The organism is Variovorax sp. GW821-FHT10C12, assembly GCF_059415405.1.
Genome location: NZ_JBWKNE010000003.1, coordinates 85,323 through 107,181 on the forward strand (window position 1 = coordinate 85,323; position 21,859 = coordinate 107,181).

Consider the following 21,859-nt stretch of genomic DNA (forward strand, 5'->3'; position numbering starts at 1 on the left):
CCGTTTCAGGCGTGGGCGGGGGCCAGCAGCGCCAGCTCTTCGCGCAGCGTGACGGCGAGCGCGGCGATGGCGGTGTCGATCTCTTCGACGCTGGCGGTCACGAAGGACAGGCGCAGCGTGCGCGGATCGCCTTCGCCCGCGTAGAACGGCGCGCCGGGCACGAAGGCCACGTTGCGCTCGACGGCCTTGGGCAGCAGGGTCACGGTGTCGATGCCCTCGGGCAGGCGCGCCCACAGGAACATGCCGCCCTTGGGGGCATTGAACTTCACGTCCAGGCCGGCCATCTCGCGCGTGAGCGCGGCCATCATGGCGTCGCGTTGGCGCTTGTACAGCGCGCGGATGGTGGGCACGTGGCGGTCGAGGAAGCCGTCCTTCATCACGGCCGAGACCATGCGCTGCGTGAAGATCGGCGTGTGCAGGTCGACCGCCTGCTTGGCCTGCAGCAGCTTGGGGAAGATGGCCTTCGGCGCCACCAGGAAGCCCAGGCGCAGGCCCGGGGCCAGCACCTTGGAGAACGAGCCCAGGTAGATCACGCCTTCGGGGTTGCGCGCGGCCAGCGGCAGCGGCGGGGCTTCGTCGAACCAGAGTTCGCCGTAGGGGTTGTCTTCGACGATCGGCAGGTTGGCGGCGGCGGCAGCAGCCGAGACAGCGGCGCGGCGCGCCTCGGTCATGGTGCGGCCGGTGGGGTTCTGGAAGTTGGGCAGCAGGTAGACGAAGCGCGCGTCGGCCGCCTTGGCCACGAGGTCGTCGACGATCACGCCGTCGTCGTCGCTGGCCACGCCCACGGGGTGCGGCTCCATCGGGCCGAAGGCCTGCAGCGCGCCCAGGTAGGTGGGCGTTTCGACGAGCACCTTGCTGCCCGGATCGATCAGCACCTTGGCCACGAGATCGAGGCCCTGCTGCGAGCCGGTGGTGATGAGCACCTGCGAGGCGTCGACGTCCCAGGGCAGCATGTCGGCCACGGCCTGGCGCAGCGGCGCATAGCCTTCGCTGGCGGCGTACTGCAGCGCGGCGGCACCGTCGTTGTGCAGCACTTCGGCGCAGGCGTCGGCGAATTCCTGGATCGGGAAGGTCTTGGGCGAAGGCAGGCCGCCGGCCAGGCTGATGATGCCGGGGCGCTCGGTGACCTTGAGGATTTCACGCAGCACCGAAGGATTCATCTTGGCGGCGCGGGCGGCGAGTTTCCAGTTCATGGGAGGCTTTCTTCTTTCTGGCGAATGAGAGGTGAGTCTGAGTGTGGGGTCAGGGCGGCGGGATGTCGCCACGGTGCACGACATGGATTTTGTTGCCGTCCGGGTCGCGCAGGTAGGCGCCGTAATAGCCCTGCCCGTAGCGGGGGCGGGGCCCGGGCGCGCCTTCGTCGCGGCCACCGTGGCCCAGGGCCGCCTCGTGGGCGGCATGAACGGCCTGCGGCGAGGGCGCGCAGAACGCGACCATGCTGCCGTTGCCGGCGCTGGCGGGTTCGCCGTCCAGCGGGATGTACACGTAAAAGCGCGGCAGCGTCTGGCCCGGCACGATCCAGCAGGCGGCGTCGGGGCCGCCGTCGGGCGTCACGGGGCGGCGGATGAGGCCCAGCGGCGCCAGCACCGCGTCGTAGAAGGCGGCGGCGCGCGACAGGTCGGTGCAACCGACGGTGACATGGCTGAACAGCGTCATGGTCGTCAGCTCCTGGCCTGCGGCTCGGCGCCGCGTGGAACGGCGGCAGGCGCCGCTGGTTGCGACAGCCGCTTGCCCGCGACCACCGTGGCGACCACGGCGGCGGCGAAGCCCAGCGTCACCAGGTCGAGCGGCTCGCCCAGCAGCGGGATCGACGCGAGGATCGACAGGAAGGGCTGCAGCAGCTGCGTCTGGCTCACGCGCAGCGCGCCGCCCAGGGCCAGGCCGCGGTACCACGCGAAGAAGCCGATCCACATCGAGAACATGCCCACGTAGGTGAAGCCGACCCAGGCCGAGGCGGCCACGGGTTGCTGCGGCCACAGGGCGATGGTGGCGGGCAGCGTCACGGGCAGCGCCATCACGCAGACCCAGCAGATCACGCGCTCGGCGCCCAGCGACGGCGTGACCTGCGCGCCGTAGATGTAGCCGACCGAGGCCGCGATGACCGCGCCGACCAGCAACAGGTCGGCCCATTCGAAACCGAAGCCGTGGCCGCTCTGCTGCGCGCGCAGCACCGAGAACACCACCACCAGCAGGCTGCCCGCGACGGCGCAGAGCCAGAAGCCGAGGCGCGCGCGCTGGTGCAGCACCCAGGCCGCGACCGCGGCCGTGACCAGCGGCAGCAGCGCCGTCACCACCGCCGCATGGCTGGCCGTGACCACGCGCAGCGCAAAGGCCAGCAAGAGCGGAAAGCCGATCGCGTTGCCCAGCACTGCCATGCCCAGCGGCTTCCACTGGTGCGGCGCCGGACGCGGCGAGCGCGTGACCAGCAGGAAGATGGCCGACAGCACGCCCGCCAGCGCCGCGCGCCCGACCGTGACGAACCACGGCGACAGCTGCGGCGCGTCCTGCGTGCCCGTGGCCAGCCGCGTCATCGGCAGCGTGACGGCGAACAGCGCCACACCGACCATGCCGAGCCACATGCCCAGCGTTTCGTCCTTGAGGGCGAGCTTCATACGCTCACCATCCACCAGGCCGTGAGCACGAGGATGAGCCCCATCGCGCGGTTGAACCACAGCAGGCGCGTGCCCTTGGCCAGCCACTCGCGCAGCAGCGCGCCGACCAGCGCATAGGCGAAGTTGCTGGTGAAGGCGTAGGTCAGCATCACCGGCGCGACGATGGCGAAGCGCGCGAGCGCGTCGGGCTGGCCGGCGATCCAGCCGGCCACGAGCGTGAGCGCGAGCAGCCAGGCCTTGATGTTCACGAACTGCAGCATCACGCCCTGCGTGAACCCGACCGAGAGGCTGGCGTTGTCGGCCTTGCCGAGTTGGGCGCTGCCGCTGAGCTTGTAGGCCAGCCACAGCAGGTAGGCGATGCCCAGGCCCTTGATCGCCAGGCGCAGCGGCGGCATCGCCACCACCAGCGCGCCGAGGCCGGCCGCGCAGATCGCCAGCAGCAAGGTCCAGCCGACCGGCACCGCGACCACGAAACGCATGGCGCGCGGCAGGCCGCCGTTGGCCGCCAGGGCGGTGGAGAGCGTGGTGTTGGGTCCGGGCGAGAAGCTCATCGCCGTGGCCAGCACCAGCAGCGCGGTGAATTCTTGCCAGTTCATGTCACAGACTCTAAACTTTGGACCATTACAGTTCCAGTACAGATGATCGAACAAATCTGAAATCTGTATTGGTCATTCCTTCGACACACGCCGCCCTTTTCTCGCTCTCTGTGCGATGCAGCCCGACCCGATGCTGACCCGAACCTCCACCCAGTCCCTGACCGGGCAGCTGGCCGACCGCCTCGCCGAGCGCATCCGCAACCGGCTGCTGGCGCCCGGCGCGCGCCTGCCCTCGGTGCGCGAGTGCGCGCGCCAGCAGGGCGTGAGCCCGTACACCGTGGTCGCCGCGTACGACCAGCTGCTCGCGCAAGGGCTGGTCGAGGCGCGCCGCCAGCGCGGCTTTTATGTGCGCGACGCGGCGCCCGTGCCCGAGAGTTCGCGCAACCCGGCGCATGCCGCGCCCGAGGTCCCGCCGATGATGGCCTCGCGCGTGCCGGCCGACGCCAGCTCGCTGATCCGCAGCATGTTCCACCGTCCGAGCGACAAGCCGCAGCCGGGCATGGGCGTGTTCCCGCCCGACTGGATGGCCTCGACCTTCCTGGCGACCGCGGTGCGCCGCGTGACGACCACGTCGGCGCTGCAGGAACTGTCGCTGCAGTACGGCGAGCCTTCGGGCGACCTCGCGCTGCGCCGCAGCCTGTCGCAGAAGCTGGTGCGCATCAACGTGCCGGCCGGGCCGGACCAGATCGTCACCACCATCGGCGCCACGCATGCGCTGGACATCGTGAGCCGCACGCTGTTGCGCGCGGGCGATCCGGTGATGGTCGAGGAGCCCGGCTGGGCGCTGGAGTTCGCGCGGCTCGAGGCGCTGGGCATGCGCATCCTGCCGGTGCCGCGTCGTGCCGACGGGCCCGACCTCGACGTGATGGCGCAGTACTGCAAGCTGCACAGCCCCAAGCTCTTCGTGAGCGTGAGCGTGCTGCACAACCCGACCGGCTACAGCCTCACGCCGGGCAGCGCGCACCGCGTGCTCAAGCTGGCCAACGAGCACGACTTCCACATCGTCGAGGACGACACCTACAGCCACCTCGCGCCCGAGCACGCCACGCGCCTGAGTGCGCTCGACGGGCTGCAGCGCACCATCTACGTCAGCGGCTTCGCGAAGATCCTGGCGCCCAACTGGCGCATCGGCTTCCTGGCCGCCTCGCCCGCGCTCAAAGAGCGGCTGCTCGAGACCAAGCTGCTGGCCACGCTGACCTCGCCCACGCTGTTCGAGCGGGCGCTGTCGTGGTGCATCGACCAGGGCCAGCTGCGCCGCCATTCGGAGCGCGTGCGCATCCGCCTGGACGGCGCGCGCGGCCGCGCGGTGAAGCTGGCCATGTCGCACGGCTGCACCTTCGCCTCGGAGCCGGCCGGGCTGTTCGGCTGGGTCGACACGGGCGTGGACACCGACGCGCTCACGCAACGCATGCTCGACCAGGGCTACCTGCTGGCGCCGGGCTCGCTGTTCCATGCGCGCCGCCCGCCGAGCACGATGATGCGGATCAACTTCGCGACCTCGCAGGACGCGAATTTCTGGAAGGTTTTCAGCCGGGTCAGGGACGAGCTCTGATTCGCTTGCAAAGGGCTTGGAGTAAGCTGGCAGCACAAGAAAACCCAGCCAGGAGACCTCCCGCATGAGCAACGCCAGCAAACCCTTCGACTTCAGCCAGTTCGTCCCCGGATTCGACTTCCTGAAGAACCTCGCCGGCGGTGCCGCCGCGGGCTCCGGCTCGGTGCCCGGCATCCCCAGCCTCGCCAGCTGGGTCGCGCCCACCATGAGCGTCGAAGAGGTCGACAAGCGCATCCAGGAACTCAAGACCGTCCAGTACTGGCTCGAACAGAACGGCCACGCGCTCAAGGCGACCATCCAGGCGCTCGAGGTGCAGAAGATGACGCTATCGACCCTGCGCGGCATGAACGTGCGGATGGAAGACATCGCGAGCGCGTTCACCAAGCAGGCCGCGGCGATGGCGCCGGCGCCTGCACCGGCTCCCGCCCCGGCCCCCCGGCCTGCGCCGGAGCCCGTCGAGGAAGAGGAAGAAGAGTTCGACGAGGCCGAGGAAGAGGTGGAAGAAGAGGAAGCCCCGGCGCCGAAGAAGACGTCGCGCGCCAAGCCAGCCACTGCTGCTGCCGGCGTCGACCCGATGCAATGGTGGGGCTCGCTCACCGAGCAGTTCCAGCAGATCGCGAGCACGGCGCTGCAGGACGCGGCGCAGCTCAAGGTGCCGGCCATGGCGCAGCCGCTGGCCGACGCGGTGGGGCAGGTCATCGGCAAGGCGACGGCGGCGCGCAAGCCGGCCGCCAAGGCTGCTCCGAAGAAAACCGCCGCCAAGAAAGCCGCGCCGGCACCCGCCGCGCGCAAGAAAACCACGTCCACCGCCGCGCGCAAGCGAACCTCCGGCCGGCGCTGACGTCTTACAGACACCTTTCCAGACGACGACGCACGGGTCGGTACGCACCATGAAACTGTTTCCCACCGGCCATGCCACCCACCCGCAATGGCGCATGGCCGCCGGCCTCGTGCTGGCCCAGTTGCGCGCGCAGATGGCGCTGCCCGACTACGCGTCGAACCCGACGCTCGGGCTGCTCTACATCACCGACCACTACGCGGCCGAGGCGCAGGAGATCCTCGATCACCTGAGTGCCGAGCTGCCCGAGGTCACCGACTGGTCGGGCACGGTCGGCATCGGCGTGTCGGCCAACAACGCCGAGTACTTCGACGAGCCCGGCCTGAGCCTGATGCTGTGCGCGTTGCCCAGCGACCAGTACCGCGTGTTCTCGGGCGTGGCGCCGCTGGGCAGCTCCGAAATGAGCGGCTTCGAGGCGCACACCGCGCTCGTGCACGCCGACCCCGCCACGCCCGACCTGGGCGAGCTCATCGGCGAGATGGCGGGCCGCACCGACACCGGCTACCTGTTCGGCGGGCTCTCGTCCGGCCGCGGCGGGGCGCTGCAGTTCGCGGTCGGCGGCAACGGCAACATCCGCGGCCACGGTGCGGCGGGCGGTGTGTTCTCGGGCGGCTTGTCGGGCGTGGTGTTCGGCGAGGGCGTGCGGCTGGTGTCGCGCGTCACGCAAGGCTGCCAGCCGCTGCGCACCGGCGGCGCGCGCGAGCGCGAGATCACCGAGGCCGACGGCAACCTGCTGCTGTCGCTCGACGGTGAGCCGGCGCTCGACGTGCTGCTGGCCGACCTGCAGGTGTCGCTCGACCGGCCGCAGGAAGCCATCGATGCCGTGCGCAACACGCTGGTCGGCCTGGCCGACGCGGGCAGCGACGGCCTGCGCCGCACCGGCGACCTGGGCGCCGACGTGCTGGTGCGCCACATCATCGGCCTCGACCCGACGCGGCGCGGCATCGCCATTGCCGACAACGCCGAGGCCGGCATGCGGCTGAGTTTCTGCCGCCGCAACGCGCAGGCGGCGCGCGCCGACCTGATGCGCATCTGCGCCGAAATTCGTGAAGAGCTCGAGCCCGAAGAACAGACGCTGGCCACCGCACGCGCCGTGGCGGCCGGCGAGGCCGAGGCCGCGCCGCATCCGGCGCGGCGCATCGCGGGCGCGGTGTACGTGAGCTGCTCGGGGCGCGGCGGCCCGCATTTCGGCGCGCCGGGCGCCGAGCTGCAGATCGTGCGGCATGCGCTGGGCGACGTGCCGCTGGTCGGCTTCTTCGCCGCCGGCGAAATTGCGCGCCACCACCTGTATGGCTACACCGGCGTGCTGACGGTGTTCACCGCGCCGGACTGAGGTCCGGCGCCGGTCGCGTTCAGGCCGGTTGCAGTGCGCGCGGCGCGGGTGCCGGCATGCCGGCGAACGCGAAGTCGACCTCGGGTGCCAGCCCGCTCACGATGCGCGCAATCGACTTGCCCGAGCCGCAGGCGTGCGTCCAGCCGAGCGTGCCGTGGCCCGTGTTGAGGAACAGGTTCGGCAGCTTGGTCTTGCCGATCAGCGGCACGTTGCTCGGCGTGGCCGGGCGCAGGCCGGTCCAGAACTGCGCGCGCTCGGTGTCGCCGGCGCCGGGGAAGAGCTCTTCGACGCGCCGCACGATGGCTTCGCAACGCACTCGGTTCAGGTCGCGGTCGTAGCCGTTGAGTTCGGCCGTGCCGGCGATGCGCAGGCGGTCGCCCGACTCGGAGGTGTAGCGCGAGAACACCAGCTTGTATTCATCGTCGGTCAGCGAGACCTGGTGTGCCTTCGACGCGTCCTTCACGGGCAGCGTCACCGAGTAGCCCTTGGCCGGGTAGATCGGCAGGCGGATGCCCAACGGCGCGGCGTACAGCGGGCTCAGTGAACCCATCGCAAGCACAAAGGCGTCGCCGCGGATGCGCTGGAAGCGGCCTTCGTTGTCGGTCGCCTCGACATGGTCGATGCTGCCGCCGGCTTCGCGCAGCGCGGTCACCGTGTGGCTCATGAGGAACTTCACGCCGGCCGCCTCGGCCAGCTTCACGAGCTCGCGTGCGAAGCGGTTGGCGTCGCCCGATTCGTCTTCGGCGGTGTAGGTGGCGCCGGCCAGCTGGGGGCGGATGTGGGCGAGGGCGGGTTCGATCTTGATGGCCTCGTCGGCCGAGATGACCAGGCGTTCGCAGCCCAGGGCGCGCATCTGCTCGGCGGGCGCGAGGGCGCCGTCGAATTCTTTTTGCGTCGTGTAGAAGTGCAGGATGCCTTGCGTGCGCTGGTCATAGTTCAGGCCCGTGTCTCGACGCAATTGCTGCAACATTTCCCGGCTGTATGTACCGAGACGAACGATCTGTTCGATGTTGTGGCGGGTGCGCGCGGGGGTGCATTCGCGCAAGAACTGCAGGCCCCAGAGCCACTGGCGCATGTCGGCGCGGATGCGGAAGAGCAGCGGCGCATCTTCCTTGCCGAGCCATTGCAGCACCTTCAGCGGCGCGCTCGGATTGGCCCAGGGTTCGGCGTGGCTGACCGAGATCTGGCCGCCGTTGGCGAAGCTGGTTTCGGCGGCCGGGGTGGCCTGCCGGTCGATCACGGTCACCTCGTGGCCGAGTTGCTGGAGGTAGTAGGCCGAAGTCACGCCGAGCAGGCCGGCGCCAAGAACGATCACACGCATTGCAAGTACCTTTGAGTTTGCAGCGCTTGAACGGCGGGCGTGGAGTGCTATTGAAAAAATAGCAAGCAACCGGACGACCGCTGTCCAAGTTGCCGCTCCCCCTGTCCTCGGTACCTGAGAGATTCACCCTGCTGCACCCGCAGCGGGTTTGCTCCTTCGGTGCGCCACATGGCGTGGCGGCTCTCCAGACGGCTGTATCGATGAGTGCAGTACTGACCCCTTGCCGAAATTCCGTGGCGTTGCCTGGAATGTCGTCGGGCCGACCTGAGCGTTTATGGGAGTTTGCGCCTTCGGTAGGGCCTCCGTGGAGGCCCGCTCTCCTGCAATTGTTGGCGATTGTAGGCGGGCCCCGCAAGCCGGCCAAGCCCTGTACATCGGCACTTCACACCGATGGGATAATTGAATGTTGATTTTCGGTAAAGCAAACTTTTTTCTACAGGTGGGGACTCCATGATCCTGGTTACCGGCGGCGCAGGCTTCATTGGCGCCAATTTCGTACTCGACTGGATCGCGCAGGGCAACGAGCCCGTCGTGAACCTCGACAAGCTGACCTACGCAGGCAACCTCGAGACCCTCGCATCGCTCAAGGGCAACGCGAACCACGTCTTCGTGCAAGGCGACATCGGCGACAGCGCACTGCTCGACCGCCTGCTGGCCGAGCACAAACCGCGTGCCGTCGTGAACTTTGCCGCGGAATCGCACGTCGACCGTTCGATCCACGGCCCGGAAGACTTCGTGCAGACCAACGTGCTCGGCACCTTCCGCCTGCTCGAATCGGTGCGCGGTTACTGGAACGCCCTGCCGGCCGACCAGAAGGCGGCCTTTCGCTTCCTGCATGTGTCGACCGACGAGGTCTACGGCTCGCTCTCCAAGACCGACCCGGCCTTCACCGAAGAGAACAAGTACGAGCCGAACAGCCCGTACTCGGCCAGCAAGGCCGCCAGCGACCACCTCGTGCGCGCCTGGCACCACACCTACGGCCTGCCGGTGGTCACCACCAACTGCTCGAACAACTACGGCCCGTTCCACTTCCCCGAGAAGCTGATCCCGCTGATGATCGTCAACGCGCTGGCGGGCAAGAACCTGCCCGTGTACGGCGACGGCATGCAGGTGCGCGATTGGCTCTACGTGAAGGACCACTGCAGCGCCATCCGCCGCGTGCTCGAAGCCGGCCGGCTCGGCGAGACCTACAACGTCGGCGGCTGGAACGAGAAGCCCAACATCGAGATCGTCAACACCGTGTGTGCGCTGCTCGACGAACTGAGCCCGCGCGCCGACGGCAAGCCGTACAAGGAACAGATCACCTACGTCACGGACCGCCCGGGCCACGACCGCCGCTATGCCATCGATGCGCGCAAGCTCGAGGCCGAGCTTGACTGGAAGCCCGCCGAGACCTTCGACACCGGCATCCGCAAGACCGTCGAGTGGTACCTCGCCCACGGCGACTGGGTGCGCAACGTGCAAAGCGGCGCGTACCGCGAATGGGTCGAGAAGCAGTACGATGCTGCGCCTGCAAAGGCTTCCGCATGAAGTTGCTGCTGCTCGGTAAAGGTGGACAGGTCGGCTGGGAGTTGCAGCGCAGCCTCGCGCCGCTCGGCGAACTGGTCGCGCTGGATTTCGACAGCACCGACTTCCACGCCGACTTCAGCCGTCCCGAGCAGCTGGCTGCAACCGTGCTGGCCGTGCGCCCCGACGTCATCGTCAATGCCGCCGCGCACACCGCCGTCGACAAGGCCGAGAGCGAGCCCGACTTCGCGCGCAAGCTCAACGCCACCTCGCCCGGCGTGGTGGCCGAGGCCGCGCAGCAGATCGGCGCGCTGATGGTGCACTACTCCACCGACTACGTCTTCGACGGCAGCGGCACCCAGCCCTGGAAAGAAGACGACGCGACCGGTCCGCTCAGCGTGTACGGCCAGACCAAGCTCGAAGGCGAGCAGCTGGTGGCACGGCATTGCGCGAAGCACCTGATCTTTCGCACCAGCTGGGTGTACGCCGCGCGCGGCGGCAACTTCGCCAAGACCATGCTGCGGCTGGCCAAGGAGCGCGACAAGCTCACGGTCATCGACGACCAGTTCGGCGCTCCCACCGGTGCCGAGTTGCTGGCCGACATCACCGCGCACGCGATTCGAGCAACCCTGCACGACCCGGCCAAAGCCGGCCTGTACCACGCCATCGCCGGCGGCGAGACCACGTGGCACGGCTACGCGCGCTTCGTGCTCGAGATGGCGCAGCAGGCCGGTGTCGAACTCAAGGCAGGCCCGCAGGCCGTGGAGGCTGTGCCCACCAGCGCCTTTCCGACGCCCGCGAAGCGGCCGCACAATTCGCGGCTCGACACCACCAAGCTGCAGACCACCTTCGGACTGCGCCTGCCGCCCTGGCAGGAAGGCGTGGCACGCATGCTGCGCGAGACGCTCTGACCGACTGATTTTTTCCGGCCTCCCACACTAGAAGACCCCATGACGCAACGCAAAGGCATCATCCTCGCCGGCGGCTCCGGCACCCGCCTGCACCCGGCCACGCTCGCCATGAGCAAGCAGCTGCTGCCGGTGTACGACAAGCCGATGATCTACTACCCGCTGAGCACGCTGATGCTTGGCGGCATGCGCGACATCCTGATCATCAGCACGCCGCAGGACACGCCGCGCTTCCAGCAATTGCTGGGCGATGGCAGCCAGTGGGGCATCAACCTGCAGTACGCGGTGCAGCCGAGTCCCGATGGCCTGGCGCAGGCGTTCATCATCGGCGACAAGTTCGTGGGGAACTCGCCGAGCGCGCTGGTGCTGGGGGACAACATCTTCTATGGGCATGACTTCGTGCATTTGCTGTCGGACGCCGATGCGAAGCAGGGCGGTGCGACCGTGTTCGCGTACCACGTGCACGACCCCGAGCGCTACGGTGTGGTGGCCTTCGACGCCAACGGCAAGGCCAGCAGCATCGAAGAGAAGCCTGTCAAGCCCAAGAGCAGCTACGCGGTGACCGGCCTGTACTTCTACGACAACCAGGTCGTCGACATTGCCAAGGCCGTGAAACCCAGTGAGCGCGGCGAGCTGGAAATCACCGCCGTCAACCAAGCCTATCTGGACCTCAACCAGCTGAATGTGCAGATCATGCAGCGCGGCTATGCGTGGCTGGATACCGGCACGCACGAAAGCCTGCTCGAAGCGGGGCAGTTCATCGCGACGTTGGAACATCGGCAAGGGCTGAAGATCGCGTGTCCTGAAGAGATCGCTTGGCGAAATGGCTTCATCGATCGCGAGCAGCTCGAAAGGCTTGCTGCACCGTTGCAGAAGAACGGCTACGGAAAGTACCTGAAGCACCTGCTGGCCGAAGAGGTGCGTTCGTGAAGGTCATCCAAACCGAGATTCCCGACGTCTTGATCATCGAGCCGAAGGTCTTCGGCGATGCCAGAGGGTTTTTCTACGAGAGCTTCAATCAGCGTGCCTTCGAAGATGCGGTCGGGTCGACGGTCGACTTCGTGCAGGACAACCATTCAAGGTCGTCCAAGGGCGTGCTTCGAGGCCTGCACTATCAGGTCCAGCAAGCGCAAGGAAAGCTGGTGCGTGCGGTGCGCGGTGCGGTCTTTGATGTGGCTGTCGATATCCGGCGTTCTTCGCCCACGTTCGGGCGGTGGGTGGGTACGGAGTTGAGCGAAGGCAATCACCGACAGTTGTGGGTTCCGGCGGGCTTCGCGCATGGATTCTTCGTTCTCACGGATTCCGCGGATTTCTTGTACAAGACGACGAACTACTACGCGCCGGAACACGAGCGATGCATCGCCTGGAACGACGCGAGCCTGCAGATCGCGTGGCCGGACATCGGTATGGCGCCGCAGTTGTCCAAGAAGGACGCCGAAGGCAAATCGCTTCAAGCGGCGGACGTCTTCGAATAATCCGGGTTTTTTGGACGAGGCACCTGAGTGCCAGCCGAATTCGGTGCGTCGTTTCTTGATGGCACAGCAATGAGCGAATGCCGAAAGTGAGATTCTTGTCTTCTTGCTGTATTTGAAATATTCCCGCTGCCTGTGAATGTGAGTTGCTTCTGATGGAGTGAACCGAACGACTCCGGCCTCATGCGCATTCGATCGACGGACAAAGGCCTGGGCGTGTGAACGCAAGGAAGCGCATCAATTTTCATGAAACCCGGAATGAATTTCAAAAAACTACTGAAGCGAAGCGCTCAGGTTGTGAACGAGTATCGCGATGCCGGTTTGCTCCGGCAGTCGGACCTGTTCGATAAAAAATGGTATCGGGAGCGCAATCCGGATGTTCCGGAAGGCGCTGAGATCCAGCATTTCCTTCGGTTCGGCGGCAGGGAAGGGCGTGCACCGAGCGAAAAGTTTGATGCAGCAGGCTATCTGGAGGCCAACAAGGACGTGGCTTACCGGGGCCTCAATCCTCTGGTGCACTACCTCAAGTGGGGCAAGGAGGAGGGGCGGAAGATTGCAGTTGTCCAGCCACCAAAGCGTGCGCCTCTCTTCGAGAAGCAGCGTTCGGCGCCAGCCATCGATCTCAGTCGCTATTCAAAAAATGGCACTCTGCTCGTGACAGAGCAGGAGATTCGCGATCTCGAATTGCTTCATGAAACGGACCTCTTCGACGCCGAGTGGTACCTCGAAAACTACCCGCATCTGAAGAATCAGGATCCTTACCTTCATTTCCTGCGGCATGGCGGTTTCGAGGGATTGAAGGCCAGCGAGAACTTCGATTGCGAGTGGTATTGCGACATCTATCCGGATGTCGTCTTGCACGGTGTACACCCGCTGCTTCACTACCTGAAGCACGGGATGAAGGAAGGTCGCTTCAAGGGCATGTCGCCCAAGATCGCATCGGTCGTCAAGCGGACCGTCGCAGACCTGATGGCGCTCGATCCCGAAATCGAATCGTGCCATCCGTTGCACGGCAAGCACTTGAGGCTGCGCCCGAATTTCAGCATCCCGACCGATGAGCTTGGCGCCGCTTGGACTGAAATTTTTCACGACCTGCCAGCCGGAATCCGGCACGTCGTTTTCATGCCCTGGCTTGTCAAAGGCGGGGCGGATCTCGCTGGGGTCAACATCCTGCGTGCGGCCCAGGAGGCGGTTGGTGTTTCTGCCACGCTGCTCGTCTTGACCGATCATGACAAGGTGGACGCCTTCGACTGGCTGCCCTCGGGGTCGCAGGTGCTCGTCTTGTCCGATTACGACGCCGATCTCAATCAGCGGAACAGGCAACGCATTGTCGAGGCGTTGATATTCACGCTTCAGCCCGAGTCGATCACGAACGTAAACAGCCTGGCATGCTGGGCCGCCCTGGTTGAAAAGGGCAAGGCTTTCCAGTCGATATGCAAGGTCTACACGACGCTGTTCTGCCGCGACTTCACGGAAGATGGCCGCGGGGCGGGGTATGCGGATACGCATCTTCGGGCCGCGATCCATAACGTCGACAAGATCTATTTCGATACCAACGTCTTCCTTGAAGAGGTGGTGGCGAGGTATGGCTTTACACCTGCATTGACGCAGAAGCTCCAGTTTCTTCCTCAGCCGGCATTGGACGATTTGCGAGAGATTTCCAAGAGCCCCTCACCCGACGAGCAACGACCAGCCGTCTTCTGGGCGGGCCGGTTCTGCCACCAGAAAAATACGGAGTTGTTGGGCCGGATCATCCGGTCTCTGCCGGAGGTCGCACTGGACGTCTACGGCGGCGGTGAGCCTCAGCGCGAAGCCGAACTGGCGGCGCTCGCAGACACGCAGCCCAAGCTGCGTCTGCTGGGGATGTTCGCCTCATTCAGCAAGCTTCCCCTGGAGCGGTACACCGCCTTCCTCTTCACGTCGCGTTTCGAGGGCATGCCGACGGTGCTGATCAATGCCGCAGCTGCAGGCGTCCCCATCATCGCGAGCAATGTCGGAGGCGTCTGCGAACTGGTGACCAACGAAACCGGATGGCTGATCGATGCGTTGGACGACGAGCGCGCTTACTGCGCGGCCATCCAGGAAATTCTCGACAACCCGGACGAGGTGGAGCGCCGCCTGCAAGCCATGAGGAAAAAGCTGGGCATCGAGCGTTCCTGGTCCGCATTCAAGTCAGGGCTTCCCTTCTCACCCATGTCTTCCAGCGAGGCTGAGCATGTCTAAGTTTCACGTCACGGCGATCGTCAATGCGCACAAGGAAGGCCTGTGGCTCAAGCCGGCATTGGACAGTGTCTGGGCGTGCTTCGAGGCAGCCCGGGAACGAGGCCTGACCACCGAACTGCTCGTCGCGATGGATCGTGCGGACGCACTTTCTGTCGAGATCGTGAGTGACAGCGTCGCAAGATTTCCCCATGTGCGTGTGGTCCCCATGAACCATGGGGATGTCGGGCACGCTCGGAATCAGGCCGCGTCGCTGGCCGAGGGCGAGTATGTGGCTTTTCTCGACGGTGATGATCTTTGGGGGGCAGCCTGGATTGCCGACGCATTTGCGATGGCGACCGCCGATGAGCGAGAGCTGGTGCTTCACCCGGAGGTGAATGTCTATTTTGGATATGACCCTCACGTCTTTGTCCATGTCGATGCCGAAGCCAAGAATTTCGATGAGGCGGCGCTTGCGTTGGTGAACTACTGGACATCGCTGTGCTTCGTGCGGAGGAAATTTCTTATAGAGAATCCCTACCCGGAGACAGACCTCGCCGCACAAATAGGGTATGAAGATTGGGCTTGGAATCTCAAGGTGATGTCTGCGGGGGCCGTACACAAATGTGTTCCAGGCACCGGTCATGCCATTCGCATGAAACAAATATCTCTTGTTCGCCAAACGAACTCGGCAGGTTGCATTGCAGCACCCAGTGATATTTTTAAAAAAATAATAAAAAATCAAGCCAAAAACTCAAACTCGAAACTTCGAATTGCTGCTTGAAGGTATTTCATTGTGGCGAGGTTTTGTTTTTTGTTGTGGCGATTGATTTGAAAAATTTATAAAATGAGCAAGCTAGAACGCGTTTCCATAGTCATTCCGGTGTATGCGGGAGAAAAAACGCTGCCAATTCTCGTGACTGAAATCGAGAAGCTGACACACCCGCAAGTCACCGCGGCCGGAAACTCGTTCGTCGTCAGCGAAGTCGTGCTGGTCCACGATTGCGGTCCGGACCGGTCAGACCTCACCATGACCGCACTCGCGGAGAGCCACGCCTTCGTTCAGCCGGTATGGCTGTCCCGAAACTATGGGCAGCACGCCGCCACCATGGCCGGCATGGCCAGCGCCACGGGGGACTGGGTCGTGACCATGGACGAAGACGGTCAGCAGGACCCCACAAGCATCGGCGCGATGCTGGACCTGGCCCTGAGTGCTTCGCTCCAGCTCGTCTACGCACAACCCATGAATCCGCCGCCGCATGGCTGGTTGCGCAACCTGATGAGCCGGACGGCCAAGGGCATCAGTACGCGTCTTCTCGGCAACAAGACCATCGGCCGCTTCAACAGCTTTCGATTCATCGATGGCGAAATTGCCAGAACGTTGTCCGCCTATTGCGGCAATGGTGTCTATCTGGATGTCGGGCTGTTCTGGATCACGGGCCGTGTGGGGCACTGCCCCTTGCGTCTCAGGGAAGAATTGGGCCGACCCTCGGGCTATTCTTTCTTGTCGCTGGTCAGGCATTTCTGGAGCCTGGTTCTCACGACCGGTACCCGGCCGCTGCGTCTGATCACCATCATGGGATTCTTCTCGATCCTGTTGGCGATGGGATTTGCGATCTACGCCATCTACGAGAAATACACCGGGCAAGTGCCGGTCGAAGGGTGGACATCGCTCGCCGTCGTGGTGGCATTTTTCTCCGGTGTCATCCTGACAGCGCTTGGCGTGATTGCGGAGTATCTGGCGGTGACGATGGGCATTGCGATGGGCAAGCCGCTCTATGTGGTGAGTTCGAAGCCGACCCGGCCAAACCGTCCATGACTCTGACCTGGGTGCTTGGCAGCCGAGGCTTGCTGGGTTCCGCTTTCTGCCGAGCGCTTCGACTCGATGGCGCCACGGTATTCGCTCCTGCTGAGCATTTCAGCTGGGCGGATGAGGCGCAGCTGGCATCGCAGATCGACGCCGCGGTGGATGCTTTTTCTCTCCGGGCGCGTCCAGCATCCAGATGGGAAATCTACTGGGCCGCCGGTATCGGGACGATGGGCAGTGCGGCAGAGTCGCTCGAGCCGGAAGTTCGGGCACTGGCATCGCTCATTCGACGAATCCAGTTGAACGACGTGTTGATGACGATGCCGGGTGCGCTGGTCCTTGCGAGTTCGGCTGGTGCAATCTACGCATCGTCGAAAGACGAAGTCATCACCGAAAACTCCGTGCCGGCGCCCAACAGTGCCTATGCGCGAGCCAAGCTGCGACAGGAAGATCTTCTGCGCGCTTTCGGGGCCGCATGCCCGCAAGTCTCTGTGCTGCTGGCTCGGATATCGACGCTCTATGGCGCAGGGCAGGCTGTCGGGAAGGCGCAAGGGCTGCTGACGCACATGGCCCGCAGCATCGTGCGCAACCGTCCCGTGGGCATTTATGTCCCGATCGACACCATCCGCGACTACATCTCGGTGGACGACGCGGCCTCCGAGATCATCGGGACCTTGCGTGAACCGGGCCTGTGGCCGGGTGTGCTCTTGAAGATCGTGGCGTCGGGGCGGCCGACGACGATCGCCGAGATCATCTCCATCTTCAAGAGAATTTCCAGGAAGCCACCCAAAATCACCACGGGCGTCAGCAAGGCTTCCAGCCTCTATCAACGGAAAATTCAATTCCAGTCCATCGTTGGAAATGGAAAGCGATTGTCACAGGCGCGCAGTCTGGGAGTCGGGATACACCAGATTCTCAGCGCCGAGCGGGCTGCGCACGCCAATCCTGGAAAAAATTCGAAATGATGGAGTTTTGTTTTTCAGGCGTTTTTTCTTCTTCGAATTCGAGCCAATATGAAGCGGGCTGAAATTTTTTCTTTTCAGTTCGTTCGGTTTCTTGTGGTTGGGGTTGCCAATACGCTGGTGGGCTTGTCGGTGATATATTCCGCCAAATATTTCTTCCATGCAGGCGATGTCATGGCCAATGCCATCGGGTACGCCGTGGGAATCTGCGTGAGTTTCACCTTGAACAGTCGGTGGACGTTCGCCTATAAAGGGCTCATGGTGCCAGCGGCGGTGAAGTTTTTTCTGGCCACCGCAGTGGCGTACGCTGCCAATCTGCTAACAGTTATGACGGCAATCGATGGTTTTGGTATAAATACTTATCTGGCTCAAGCGTTGGGCATGCCGGTTTATACGGTCGTCGCCTACCTGATTAGCAAGTATGTGGTGTTTCGTTTGAAAATAAAATAAAACATATTGAATTTTCGAGGGGAATTTTTCATTTATTGTCCTTCGGTGATTGGTCTGATGCTCAATGCTGAGGGTTTTTGAGGTTCCGGTGATTTTTGATTTTCAACCCGCGATTTTGCATTTCTCGATGCTTCTCTGATTGAGATTTGATAAATAAAAACAGGAAAATAAAATGAGTGTGCGAGGTCGGCGCTTCGTAGAGTTCTGGCGAGAGAACGGAAGCCGGGCGGCTGCGAGATTGATTCGCGAGAAGCTGGGAGACGCGATCGCAGGACGTGCCGTGTTCAGCAAGGAGGACGATGAGTCCAACGCCGAATCGGTGCCGCAGCTTCGCGCCCGCCGGTTCATTTCCCAGCAGGCACTGGAGGTCTACACGATTCCCCGGCCCTCGGTGCCCCGCATCAGCCTGGTGACGGACAGCATCGGCTCCGAGAGCCTGTTTGGCGGCGTGGGGACCGCCCTGCTTTTCTCGGCGCAACTGGCGAATCAGATGAATGCGACGCTGCGGGTCGTCACGCGAACCGAGGTCCCGTCACCAGCCAATGCGTGGCAGATCCTGAATGCATATGGGATTCAGCTTCAGCAGGAGATCCAGTTCGCTTTTGCACCGCTCAAGAGCGACGAGACCGACGCGTCGCCTGTTGTGGAGGCTGCGCCTGGCTTGGACATCCATCCCGACGAGATCTTCGTCACGACCTCCTGGTGGACCACGGCCGCCACGCTGCCCAGCGTTCCGGCCGCATCGATCGTCTATCTTCTCCAGGAAGACGAGCGCATGTTCTACGCGTTCGGGGAAGACCGCGTGTATTGCGAGCGGGTCTTGCGCAACCAGGACATCCGGTTCGTCGTGAACACGCAATTGCTCTACGACCATCTGATGGCCACGGGCCTGGCGCACCTCGGGCGCAATGGCTTCTGGTTCGAGCCGGCATTTCCGAAATCGTTGTTCCATCCGCGCCCCCGCGAGGCCAACGGGAAGAAGCGATTCTTCTTCTACGCAAGGCCGAACAATCCACGCAATCTTTTCCAGATCGGGCTCGGCCTCATCGATCACGCAGTGAACGAGGGCATTCTCGACCTTGAAGAGTGGGAGATTTTTCTTGTCGGCAAGGACATTCCCCACGTGAAGTTCGGCGCGGGCTACACGCCGCACCGCTGCGAGGGCCTCGGATGGGAGGCCTATGCCGATCTCGCGGGCACCATCGATCTGGGGCTCAGCTTGATGTACACGCCGCACCCCAGCTATCCGCCCTTTGACCTGGCCGCGAGTGGCGCGGTGGTCGTGACGAACAGGTTCGCCAACAAGCAGGACTTGTCGGGCTATTCGTCCAACATCATTTGCGCTGAGTTGGAGACCGAGGCCTTGCTGGATGCGCTTCGGACCGGTGTGGCGATCGCCAATGACAAGGAAACTCGCAACCGCAACTATGCTGCGAACGGGTTGGGCGCGGACTGGACGCTGGCGTTCGCGGATGTCCTTCAGGCGCTCACGGCAGGGCGCTGATGTTTTCTCTCGACGTTCCTGCCGTTCCCTATTCCGATCCGTGGCTTCTGCCCGTCTCGGCGCGTCTGGCGATGCTGCACCAGCGCCGGGGTGCGAAGCGCGTTGCCTACTTCTACGAAGAGCCGAACAACAGCACCTTCCGCTATCGTGCGTACAACATGGCGCAGGTGCTCAACGGGCCCGACGTCGACAACGTTTCGGCCAGCTACTTCTTCCTTTCCGACAGCGAGCGATTCGACGAGATCGCCGATGCGTCCGACGTGCTGGTGATCTGCCGCTCCCGCTACTGCCATCGCATCAACAGGCTCATCACCAAGTTCCGCTCGCGTCGCAAGCGGGTGCTGTTCGATGTCGATGACCTTGTCTTCGATACCGACTACGCCCACCTCGTGATGGCCACCTTGGGCCTCGACCTGACGCAGGCGGGAGTCTGGGACGACTGGTTCGCGATGATCGCGCGCATGGGGCAGACGCTGAGACTCTGCGATGGCGCCATCACCACCAATGACTTTCTCGCCAGGAAACTTGCCGACTATTCGGACCTTCCGGTCGCCGTCGTGCCGAACTTCATGAACCGGGAGCAGCTGGCGCTGGCAGAAAAGGTCTATGCGGCCAAGGAGCGCATGCACTTCACCGGCGATGGCAAGGTCTGCCTCGGCTACTTCAGCGGCTCACCTTCGCATCGCCTCGACTATGCGATCGTGGAGCCGGCGCTGATCGAGGTGATGGCTGCACGGCTGGATGTGGAAGTCATGGTCGTCGGCTACATCGACCACGGCCCTGCGATGAAGGAGTTCGCCCACCGCATCAGTCGACAGCCGTTTCACGACTACGTGAACTTGCAGCGGCTGCTCGGGACGGTCGAGTTCAACCTCATGCCGTTGCAGTCGAACGCTTTTACCGATTGCAAGTCAGAGCTGAAGTACTTCGAGGCCGCCAGTGTCGGGACGCTGAGCATTGCATCCCCAGGCTTCACCTACCGGCATGCGATCCGTGATGGCGAGAACGGCTACCTCGCAAAGGCCCATGAATGGACCGAAGCTATATTGAGGGCCGTAGATCGCAGCGGCGCGAGTTATGGCGCAATGGCCGCGTTGGCGCGACAGGACGCACTGGCGAAATTCGGCTGGCAACACCAGACCGAGGCGATCCTGACAGCGTTGCAGATCGCCTAGGGGCCCCTTCGGGCGAAGGGGGCGCCCCGTTCCCGCGCCTTTCAGCGCTCCACGATCCGCCCGTGCTCCAGATGGATGACCCGGTTGCATTCCTTGGCGATCAGTTCCGGCGAATGCGAGGCGAGGATCAGGATGCCGGACTTGGCGACCACATCCTTCATGCGCTGTTCGGCCTTCTCGGTGAAGGCGGCATCGCCGACCGACAGCCACTCGTCCATCAGGAGGATGTCTGCCTCGACGCTGGTGGAAATGGAGAACGCGAGACGCATCAGCATGCCGGTGGAATAGGTGCGCACGGGCATGTGCACGTATTCGCCCAGACCGCTGAACTCGCAGATCTCGGGGGTCAGCTTGTCGAGCTGCTTCTTGCTCATGCCCATGACGAGGCCACGCAGCATGATGTTCTCGATGCCCGTGGCATCGGCTTCGATGCCCAGCGAAGGATCGATCAAGCTGGAGACCGAGCCTTGGCGGGTGAATTCACCTGACGAAGGCTCATAGACCCCGGCCAGAGTGCGCAGGAGCGTGGACTTGCCCGCGCCGTTGTGGCCGACCAGCCCCAGGCGGTCGCCGCTCTTCAGTTCGAGGTTGATGTTGCTGAGCGCCTGAACCACGGTGACGCCGGTCTCCTGGCCGAACCGGCCACCGGTGACCGAGGCCGCGATGGTTTTCTTCAGCGAGTTGGCACCTGCCCCGTAGATAGGGAAGTTGACGGAGACATCTTTGAGTGAAATGAAAGCCATGTTTCTTCAGAGCCAATAGACGACGCGGCGGCGGTACCTTGCGAACAGCAGGCACGAAATGGCGACGCAGCCCGCCGTCCATCCGAGGATGCCCCACCAGCTGTGGGCTTGGGCGACCCCGCCCATCAGCGGCGTGCGCAGCAGATCAAGCATTTGTGCAAACGGGTTCCAGAGGATGTACTTGGCACGGCCCGGCAGGCTCGAGGGCAGCCAGAAGACCGGTGTCAGGAACATCAGCATCTGCATCACGCTGGTGACGATTTGCGTGACGTCGCGGAAACGGGTGCAAACAAGGCCCAGCGCGAGACCCAGCGCGTGAGCGTTGATCAGCAGGAGGAGGAACGCCGGCACGATGAGCAGCGCAGACCACGACAGCGAAATGCCCGCCCAGAGCGCCACCGGGATGTACAGCACGATCTGGTGTGCGAACTGGATGATGTTGCGCCCCATGCTGCGCCACACGAAGAGGCTGATCGGGAAATAGCTCTGCTTGAGGTAGTTGCCCGAACTGACGAACGCGTTGCATGAGTCGGTGACCATGCTCGAGAAGAAGCCCCAGAAGATGATGCCGAGGGCCAGGTGCGGGAAGAACGTGGACAGTTCGGTGCCGAACAGCGAGCTGTAAAGCGGCCCCATGCCCCCGATCATGGCGCCCATGCTCAGCGTGAGCCACAGCGGGCCCAGCATGGAGCGCCTGTAACGCAGGACGATGTCGGACCAGGCGAGGGTCCACCAGATGTCCGTGCGGCGTGTGCCCTCCCACCAATCAGCCCAGGCGCTGCGGTGGAGGTTGGAGTGAACTTGGCTCATGTGCGTCTGTACGAGTCTGCGGGGGGTGGACGGTGATGTCTTCGCCCGAAGAGCTCCGGACTGTGTCGTGA

21 protein-coding genes and 2 riboswitches are annotated in these 21,859 nt (G+C 63.9%); of the genes, 14 read left to right on the forward strand and 7 right to left on the reverse strand.

Going from position 1 to position 21,859, the window contains the following annotated elements; all coding sequences use genetic code 11:
• Window positions 1-5: 5 nt before the first annotated feature.
• From AC07OH_RS16915 to AC07OH_RS16930, 4 genes are read right to left on the reverse strand one after another with little or no spacing between them, the layout of a single operon-like run.
• Window positions 6-1,193, reverse strand: a complete 1,188-nt coding sequence (locus AC07OH_RS16915) for an aminotransferase-like domain-containing protein (protein WP_489060957.1) — start codon at window positions 1,191-1,193, stop codon at window positions 6-8.
• Between the two features lie 49 nt (window positions 1,194-1,242).
• Entirely contained in the window at window positions 1,243-1,650 is a 408-nt protein-coding gene (locus tag AC07OH_RS16920; protein ID WP_495301786.1) for a VOC family protein, read from the reverse strand.
• Between the two features lie 11 nt (window positions 1,651-1,661).
• Window positions 1,662-2,612 carry a DMT family transporter gene (locus AC07OH_RS16925; protein WP_495301472.1) on the reverse strand — a complete coding sequence of 317 codons (951 nt, stop codon included), beginning with the start codon at window positions 2,610-2,612 and terminating at the stop codon, window positions 1,662-1,664.
• Window positions 2,609-3,208, reverse strand: a complete 600-nt coding sequence (locus tag AC07OH_RS16930; protein WP_495301473.1) for a LysE family translocator — start codon at window positions 3,206-3,208, stop codon at window positions 2,609-2,611. The genes AC07OH_RS16925 and AC07OH_RS16930 overlap by 4 nt, the downstream gene beginning before the upstream one ends.
• Window positions 3,209-3,338: 130 nt before the next feature.
• Between AC07OH_RS16930 and AC07OH_RS16935 the strand changes: the two genes are divergently transcribed.
• From AC07OH_RS16935 to AC07OH_RS16945, 3 genes are all read left to right on the forward strand, one after another.
• Window positions 3,339-4,760, forward strand: coding sequence for an aminotransferase-like domain-containing protein (locus tag AC07OH_RS16935; protein WP_489060962.1), 1,422 nt, complete (start codon window positions 3,339-3,341; stop codon window positions 4,758-4,760).
• A gap of 64 nt (window positions 4,761-4,824) precedes the next feature.
• On the forward strand, window positions 4,825-5,601 hold the full coding sequence (locus tag AC07OH_RS16940; RefSeq protein ID WP_495301474.1) for a PhaM family polyhydroxyalkanoate granule multifunctional regulatory protein: 777 nt from the start codon (window positions 4,825-4,827) through the stop codon (window positions 5,599-5,601).
• Between the two features lie 49 nt (window positions 5,602-5,650).
• Complete coding sequence (locus AC07OH_RS16945; protein ID WP_495301475.1) at window positions 5,651-6,931, forward strand: FIST signal transduction protein; 1,281 nt, start codon at window positions 5,651-5,653, stop codon at window positions 6,929-6,931.
• A 19-nt stretch (window positions 6,932-6,950) separates the two neighbouring features.
• Here AC07OH_RS16945 and AC07OH_RS16950 read toward each other — a convergent pair whose 3' ends face one another.
• On the reverse strand, window positions 6,951-8,252 hold the full coding sequence (locus AC07OH_RS16950) for a D-amino acid dehydrogenase (protein WP_495301476.1): 1,302 nt from the start codon (window positions 8,250-8,252) through the stop codon (window positions 6,951-6,953).
• Between the two features lie 91 nt (window positions 8,253-8,343).
• Window positions 8,344-8,450: riboswitch (glycine riboswitch) on the reverse strand.
• A 44-nt stretch (window positions 8,451-8,494) separates the two neighbouring features.
• Window positions 8,495-8,585: riboswitch (glycine riboswitch) on the reverse strand.
• Window positions 8,586-8,702: 117 nt separating this feature from the next.
• Between AC07OH_RS16950 and rfbB the strand changes: the two genes are divergently transcribed.
• The 11 genes from rfbB (at window position 8,703) to AC07OH_RS17005 (ending at window position 20,235) form a co-directional block, all read left to right on the forward strand.
• Window positions 8,703-9,782, forward strand: coding sequence for a dTDP-glucose 4,6-dehydratase (gene rfbB / locus AC07OH_RS16955; RefSeq protein ID WP_495301477.1), 1,080 nt, complete (start codon window positions 8,703-8,705; stop codon window positions 9,780-9,782).
• Complete coding sequence (gene rfbD, locus AC07OH_RS16960) at window positions 9,779-10,669, forward strand: dTDP-4-dehydrorhamnose reductase (RefSeq protein WP_495301478.1); 891 nt, start codon at window positions 9,779-9,781, stop codon at window positions 10,667-10,669. The genes rfbB and rfbD overlap by 4 nt, the downstream gene beginning before the upstream one ends.
• A gap of 39 nt (window positions 10,670-10,708) precedes the next feature.
• Window positions 10,709-11,596, forward strand: coding sequence for a glucose-1-phosphate thymidylyltransferase RfbA (gene rfbA, locus AC07OH_RS16965; RefSeq protein ID WP_495301479.1), 888 nt, complete (start codon window positions 10,709-10,711; stop codon window positions 11,594-11,596).
• Window positions 11,593-12,141, forward strand: coding sequence for a dTDP-4-dehydrorhamnose 3,5-epimerase (gene rfbC / locus AC07OH_RS16970; protein ID WP_495301480.1), 549 nt, complete (start codon window positions 11,593-11,595; stop codon window positions 12,139-12,141). Before rfbA ends, rfbC begins: the two co-directional genes overlap by 4 nt.
• A gap of 255 nt (window positions 12,142-12,396) precedes the next feature.
• Window positions 12,397-14,361, forward strand: a complete 1,965-nt coding sequence (locus AC07OH_RS16975; RefSeq protein WP_495301481.1) for a glycosyltransferase family 4 protein — start codon at window positions 12,397-12,399, stop codon at window positions 14,359-14,361.
• Complete coding sequence (locus tag AC07OH_RS16980) at window positions 14,354-15,121, forward strand: glycosyltransferase family 2 protein (RefSeq protein WP_495301482.1); 768 nt, start codon at window positions 14,354-14,356, stop codon at window positions 15,119-15,121. Before AC07OH_RS16975 ends, AC07OH_RS16980 begins: the two co-directional genes overlap by 8 nt.
• 63 nt (window positions 15,122-15,184) lie before the next feature.
• On the forward strand, window positions 15,185-16,156 hold the full coding sequence (locus tag AC07OH_RS16985; RefSeq protein WP_495301483.1) for a glycosyltransferase: 972 nt from the start codon (window positions 15,185-15,187) through the stop codon (window positions 16,154-16,156).
• Window positions 16,153-17,109: an NAD-dependent epimerase/dehydratase family protein gene (locus AC07OH_RS16990; RefSeq protein ID WP_495301484.1), complete on the forward strand. Its 957-nt coding sequence runs from the start codon at window positions 16,153-16,155 to the stop codon at window positions 17,107-17,109. The genes AC07OH_RS16985 and AC07OH_RS16990 overlap by 4 nt, the downstream gene beginning before the upstream one ends.
• Before the next feature lie 48 nt (window positions 17,110-17,157).
• Window positions 17,158-17,556, forward strand: a complete 399-nt coding sequence (locus AC07OH_RS16995) for a GtrA family protein (protein ID WP_495301485.1) — start codon at window positions 17,158-17,160, stop codon at window positions 17,554-17,556.
• A gap of 280 nt (window positions 17,557-17,836) precedes the next feature.
• Window positions 17,837-19,060: a rhamnosyltransferase WsaF family glycosyltransferase gene (locus AC07OH_RS17000; RefSeq protein WP_495301486.1), complete on the forward strand. Its 1,224-nt coding sequence runs from the start codon at window positions 17,837-17,839 to the stop codon at window positions 19,058-19,060.
• A complete protein-coding gene (locus AC07OH_RS17005; protein WP_495301487.1) occupies window positions 19,060-20,235 on the forward strand; it encodes a glycosyltransferase in 1,176 nt (391 codons plus the stop codon). Before AC07OH_RS17000 ends, AC07OH_RS17005 begins: the two co-directional genes overlap by 1 nt.
• Before the next feature lie 41 nt (window positions 20,236-20,276).
• Here AC07OH_RS17005 and AC07OH_RS17010 read toward each other — a convergent pair whose 3' ends face one another.
• Together AC07OH_RS17010 and AC07OH_RS17015 are read right to left on the reverse strand one after the other, a co-directional pair.
• Entirely contained in the window at window positions 20,277-20,978 is a 702-nt protein-coding gene (locus tag AC07OH_RS17010) for an ABC transporter ATP-binding protein (protein ID WP_153280756.1), read from the reverse strand.
• Window positions 20,979-20,984: 6 nt separating this feature from the next.
• On the reverse strand, window positions 20,985-21,788 hold the full coding sequence (locus AC07OH_RS17015) for an ABC transporter permease (RefSeq protein ID WP_495301488.1): 804 nt from the start codon (window positions 21,786-21,788) through the stop codon (window positions 20,985-20,987).
• Window positions 21,789-21,859 lie beyond the last annotated feature (71 nt).

Coding starts and splice junctions, on each gene's coding strand:
- AC07OH_RS16915 (WP_489060957.1), bottom strand. CDS start 1,193: ATGAACTGGAAACTCGCCGCCCGCGCCGCCAAGATGAATCCTTCGGTG.
- AC07OH_RS16925 (WP_495301472.1), bottom strand. CDS start 2,612: ATGAAGCTCGCCCTCAAGGACGAAACGCTGGGCATGTGGCTCGGCATG.
- AC07OH_RS16930 (WP_495301473.1), bottom strand. CDS start 3,208: ATGAACTGGCAAGAATTCACCGCGCTGCTGGTGCTGGCCACGGCGATG.
- AC07OH_RS16935 (WP_489060962.1), top strand. CDS start 3,339: ATGCTGACCCGAACCTCCACCCAGTCCCTGACCGGGCAGCTGGCCGAC.
- AC07OH_RS16940 (WP_495301474.1), top strand. CDS start 4,825: ATGAGCAACGCCAGCAAACCCTTCGACTTCAGCCAGTTCGTCCCCGGA.
- AC07OH_RS16945 (WP_495301475.1), top strand. CDS start 5,651: ATGAAACTGTTTCCCACCGGCCATGCCACCCACCCGCAATGGCGCATG.
- AC07OH_RS16950 (WP_495301476.1), bottom strand. CDS start 8,252: ATGCGTGTGATCGTTCTTGGCGCCGGCCTGCTCGGCGTGACTTCGGCC.
- rfbB (WP_495301477.1), top strand. CDS start 8,703: ATGATCCTGGTTACCGGCGGCGCAGGCTTCATTGGCGCCAATTTCGTA.
- rfbD (WP_495301478.1), top strand. CDS start 9,779: ATGAAGTTGCTGCTGCTCGGTAAAGGTGGACAGGTCGGCTGGGAGTTG.
- rfbA (WP_495301479.1), top strand. CDS start 10,709: ATGACGCAACGCAAAGGCATCATCCTCGCCGGCGGCTCCGGCACCCGC.
- AC07OH_RS16975 (WP_495301481.1), top strand. CDS start 12,397: ATGAATTTCAAAAAACTACTGAAGCGAAGCGCTCAGGTTGTGAACGAG.
- AC07OH_RS16980 (WP_495301482.1), top strand. CDS start 14,354: ATGTCTAAGTTTCACGTCACGGCGATCGTCAATGCGCACAAGGAAGGC.
- AC07OH_RS16985 (WP_495301483.1), top strand. CDS start 15,185: ATGAGCAAGCTAGAACGCGTTTCCATAGTCATTCCGGTGTATGCGGGA.
- AC07OH_RS16990 (WP_495301484.1), top strand. CDS start 16,153: ATGACTCTGACCTGGGTGCTTGGCAGCCGAGGCTTGCTGGGTTCCGCT.
- AC07OH_RS16995 (WP_495301485.1), top strand. CDS start 17,158: ATGAAGCGGGCTGAAATTTTTTCTTTTCAGTTCGTTCGGTTTCTTGTG.
- AC07OH_RS17005 (WP_495301487.1), top strand. CDS start 19,060: ATGTTTTCTCTCGACGTTCCTGCCGTTCCCTATTCCGATCCGTGGCTT.
- AC07OH_RS17010 (WP_153280756.1), bottom strand. CDS start 20,978: ATGGCTTTCATTTCACTCAAAGATGTCTCCGTCAACTTCCCTATCTAC.
- AC07OH_RS17015 (WP_495301488.1), bottom strand. CDS start 21,788: ATGAGCCAAGTTCACTCCAACCTCCACCGCAGCGCCTGGGCTGATTGG.